Below are 4,021 nucleotides of genomic sequence, written 5' to 3'. Positions count from 1 at the left end.
CGCGGACAAGCCCCGCAACCTCGCCAAGTCGGTCACCGTCGACTGAGCGGGGCGGTGGCGGCCGGCGGCCGGTGCGAGCCGGCCGACGGTCCGCTGGGAAGGTGGTGAAGATGAACCGTGAGCGCGCGAGAGGCCGGGTAGCATCTCAACGCCATCGGCTGCCGAACCGATGTGGACGTTCTGTGTGCTGGAGGAGGGCGAATGCCGGAAGACGATGAGCCAGCGGGCGGGACCCCTCGCCGGCGCGCACTCCTGATCAGTCTCCTCGCGATCGGCCTGACGGTTCTGGCCGTGCTGACGATCGTGGTGTCGACCGCTCCGCGACCCGGCCAGAGCACAGCTCCCCCCTCGGCCAGCCGGTCCCCCGGCACTCCGACACCCAGCGGGAGCCCCGCACCATCCGTGACCCCCGCGCCGTCCGCGAGCGCGGCCCCGACGGCTCCCACGGTCGGGGCGTACCCCTGGCACACCGGGATCGTCTCGACGACGTTCTGGGTCGGCGAGATCTTCGACCCGAACGCCGCGGACGGCAGCCAGGTCTATTCGACGTATGACTCGGGGTGGATGGCGAGCTATGGCGGTTGCGACGGCGTCCGCACGGCGGACGACTGCCAGACCGAGGTGCGGACGGCGGCCAACGACTACTTCCCGACCCAGCTGGCTCCGAAGGAGAACCCGTTCTACCTCGATCTCCCGTTCGACGACCTCAACGACGCCCAGGCGTTCGCGACCCGCGAGAAGGTCGTGCCGTGGGCCGGCCAGTCTGCGTACGCGGGCTCGGCGGGCGATGACACCGTGAGCCTGATGAAGAACAGGTGGGTCCGCATCCGCTCGAACGGCCAGACCTGTTACGGCCAGATCGAGGACGCCGGGCCCGGCCAGTACCACGATGCCGCATATGTGTTCGGTGCGGACGATGCCCGGCCGGCCAACAAGAAGTTCAACGGAGCAGGCATGGACGTCTCCCCGGCCCTGAACGGCTGCCTGCGATTCAGCGACATCAACGGGGAGAACGACACGGTCGACTGGCAGTTCGTCGAGGCGGCCGACGTCCCGCCGGGGCCCTGGACGAAGATCGTCACCACGAGCGGAGTGCGCCCGTAGCACGCGACCCGCGACCCGCGACCGGCGACCGGCTACAGCTTGAGCGAGGCGATCAGGTCTGGAGCGTGGTTGGTGGTGAGGATCACGCGCGAGAAGTCCTCGTCGATGAGGTCGATCACGACGGCCTGGCGGCGGCGCTTGATCGCGAGGAAGTCCTTGCCCCCGTGGAACTTCCAGGTGCCGACCGCGAGCACGAGTGGAACCTCGAGGCCGGGGGCGCGGATCCCGCGGATCCAGATCCACGGGTCGTCCGTGATCGTCACCGAGCGGATGTTGTCCCGTGCGACGACGATGTCCTCGCGGCGGAAGGCGAGCGTCTTCTCGGCCTTCGTCAGGTGTACCTCGAGCCGATCGGGATGAACGCGCAAGGAAGCCATAGGCCTAGTCTGCCCCGTTCGGCCGGTATTCCCGCTGTCGAAACCTCACAATGCAGTAACGCGGAACTGTGCGCTCCGTCAGTCGGGCACGACGGCCGCCGCTGCCGCCTTCGCCGCCGCGGGCAACGCGTCGAGAATCCACTCGATCGCCTGCTCGTCGTGGGCCGCAGAGACGAACCAGGCCTCGAACACCGACGGCGGCAGTGACACCCCGGCGTCGAGCATCGCGTGGAAGAACGGGCCGTACCGGAAGGCCTCCTGGCGCTGCACGGCGGCGTAGTCCCGTGGGGGGTGCGCTGCGGCATCCGCCCCGAACGCGAAGCTGAACAGGTTGCCCGCCCGCTGCACGCTGTGCGCGACACCCTCTGCTGAGAAGGCGGCGGAGACCGCGTTCGAGAGCAGCAGCGCGGTCGCATCGAGCCGCGGATAGACGGTGTCGTCGAGGGCGCGCAGGGTCGCGATGCCCGCTGCGACGGCGACCGGGTTCCCGGACAGGGTTCCGGCCTGGTAGACCGGGCCTGCGGGGGCGAGGTAGTCCATGACGTCGGCACGTCCGCCGAGGGCCGCGACGGGCAGGCCGCCACCGATGACCTTGCCGAACGTGAAGAGGTCGGGGCTGTACGGCTTCGCGGGGGTCTCTCCCGCGTTGTCGAGGCCCCAGTACCCGGCCGGCCCGACCCGGAAGCCGGTGAGCACCTCGTCGATGATGAGCAGCGCACCGTAGGAGTGCGCGAGCTCGGTCAGGGCTGCGTTGAAGCCGGGGTCTGGCGCGACCACGCCCATGTTCGCGGCGGCGGCCTCGGTGATGACGGCGGCGATCCTCCCCGGGTGGGCTTCGAACGCGGCGCGCACGGCCTCGAGGTCGTTGTACGGGAGCACGAGGGTCTGCGCCGCAGTCGCAGCGGTCACACCGGCGGAACCGGGCAGGGCGAGGGTCGCGAGCCCGGAGCCGGCCTGGGCCAGGAGTCCGTCGGAGTGGCCGTGGTAGTGGCCGGCGAACTTGATCAGGAGCTCGCGACCGGTGAAGCCGCGGGCGAGGCGAATGGCGGTCATCGTCGCCTCCGTGCCCGTCGAGACGAGGCGAAGCTTGTCGACGGCCGAGACGCGGCCCTCGATCAGCTCGGCGAGTTCGGTCTCGCCCGGAGTGGACGCACCGAACGACAAGCCGAGTGCTGCAGCGGCCTGGACCGCGTGGACGACCTCGGGGTGCGCGTGGCCGAGGATCGCGGGCCCCCAGGAGCTGACGAGGTCGACGTAGTCGCGGCCGTCTGAGTCGGTGACGTAGGCTCCTGAGGCCTTCACGAGGAACAGCGGGGTGCCGCCGACCGAGCGGAAGGCCCGGACCGGCGAGTTCACGCCGCCGGGGATGGCGCGCTGGGCGCGGGCGAACAGCTCGTCGTTGCGGGTCATCACGGGCGGTTTCCTTCGGTAAGCCAGGCGGCGAGTTCGACGGCCCAGTATGTGAGCACGGCGTCTGCGCCTGCCCGGCGGATGCTGAGCACCGATTCCTCGATCGAACGGCGGCGGTCGATCCAGCCCTGGGCGGCGGCCGCCTCGATCATCGCGTACTCACCGGACACCTGGTATGCCCAGACCGGGACATCACTCACGGCCGCGACGTCTGCGAGCACATCGAGGTAGCTGCCTGCCGGCTTGACCATCACGACGTCCGCGCCCTGTTCGATGTCGAGCAGGGCCTCGCGCACGCCCTCCCTGCGGTTGGCCGGGTCGAGCTGGTAGCTGCGCCGGTCGCCCGTGAGCGTCGACTGCACGGCCTCGCGGAAGGGGCCGTAGAACGCGGAGGCGTACTTCGCCGAATATGCGAGGACGGCGGTGTCCTGGAATCCCGAACCGTCGAGGGCCTCGCGAACGGAGGCGACCTGGCCGTCCATCATGCCGCTGAGCCCGAGCAGCCGGGAACCGGAGGCCGCCTGGATCAGTGCCATCTCGTTGTACCGCTCGAGGGTCGCGTCGTTGTCGACACTGCCGTCGAGCGCGAGCACCCCGCAGTGGCCGTGGTCGGTGAATTCGTCGAGGCACAGGTCGGTCTGCACGACGAGCGCGTCGCCGACCTCGTCTGCGATGGCCCGGGTCGCGACATTGAGGATCCCGAGCGGGTCGGTCGCGCCGGAGCCGATGGCGTCGCGCACATCCGGCACTCCGAAGAGCATCACGCCGCCGATACCTGCTGCGGCGGCCTCGGCTGCGGCCCGGCGCGCACTGTCGATCGAGTGCTGCACCACGCCGGGCATGGAGGTGATGTCCACCGACTCCCGCCCTTCGCGGACGAACATCGGCAACACGAGTTCGGCGGGGTGGATGCGGGTCTCACGGGCGAGCCGGCGGAGCGAGGAACTCGAACGCATCCGTCGAGGCCGAATAACTGGAGTAATCACCCATCCACCCTACCCACGCCAGACGAGACACCACTCGAGCCGCGGGGGGGGGGGGGGGGGGGGGGGGGGCGGGCGGGGGGGGGGGGGGGGGGGGGGGGGGGGGGGGGGGGGGGGGGGGGGGGGGGGGGGGGGGGGGGGGGGGGG

General features: G+C 70.6%; 4 protein-coding genes. 1 reads left to right on the top strand and 3 read right to left on the bottom strand.

The window, feature by feature from the left end; all coding sequences use genetic code 11:
* Nucleotides 1-201 precede the first annotated feature (201 nt).
* The gene (locus tag QN345_RS16365; RefSeq protein WP_174775140.1) at nt 202-1,104 is read left to right on the top strand and encodes a hypothetical protein; all 903 of its coding nucleotides are present in this window, start codon (nt 202-204) and stop codon (nt 1,102-1,104) included.
* Between the two features lie 32 nt (nt 1,105-1,136).
* Here QN345_RS16365 and QN345_RS16360 read toward each other — a convergent pair whose 3' ends face one another.
* The 3 genes from QN345_RS16360 to hemB all read right to left on the bottom strand — a co-directional run bounded on the left by QN345_RS16360 (nt 1,137) and on the right by hemB (nt 3,874).
* On the bottom strand, nt 1,137-1,481 hold the full coding sequence (locus QN345_RS16360) for a hypothetical protein (protein WP_134449197.1): 345 nt from the start codon (nt 1,479-1,481) through the stop codon (nt 1,137-1,139).
* A 78-nt stretch (nt 1,482-1,559) separates the two neighbouring features.
* Nucleotides 1,560-2,891, bottom strand: coding sequence for a glutamate-1-semialdehyde 2,1-aminomutase (hemL, locus tag QN345_RS16355; RefSeq protein WP_134560702.1), 1,332 nt, complete (start codon nt 2,889-2,891; stop codon nt 1,560-1,562).
* Nucleotides 2,891-3,874 (bottom strand): porphobilinogen synthase, encoded by a 984-nt coding sequence (gene hemB, locus QN345_RS16350; RefSeq protein WP_416347623.1) that lies wholly within the window; start codon nt 3,872-3,874, stop codon nt 2,891-2,893. Before hemB ends, hemL begins: the two co-directional genes overlap by 1 nt.
* Between the last annotated feature and the right edge of the window lie 147 nt (nt 3,875-4,021).

Origin of the sequence: Cryobacterium sp. 10I1 (assembly GCF_035019805.1) — a bacterium.
Taxonomy (GTDB): Bacteria; Actinomycetota; Actinomycetes; order Actinomycetales; family Microbacteriaceae; genus Cryobacterium; species Cryobacterium glucosi.
The sequence above is the reverse complement of the archived record's forward strand: the minus strand, read 5'-3'. Positions and strand labels throughout refer to the sequence as shown.

Bases quoted from the DNA above. Each gene is read 5' to 3' on its own strand.
- QN345_RS16365 (WP_174775140.1), top strand. From the start codon at position 202: ATGCCGGAAGACGATGAGCCAGCGGGCGGGACCCCTCGCCGGCGCGCA.
- QN345_RS16360 (WP_134449197.1), bottom strand. From the start codon at position 1,481: ATGGCTTCCTTGCGCGTTCATCCCGATCGGCTCGAGGTACACCTGACG.
- hemL (WP_134560702.1), bottom strand. From the start codon at position 2,891: ATGACCCGCAACGACGAGCTGTTCGCCCGCGCCCAGCGCGCCATCCCC.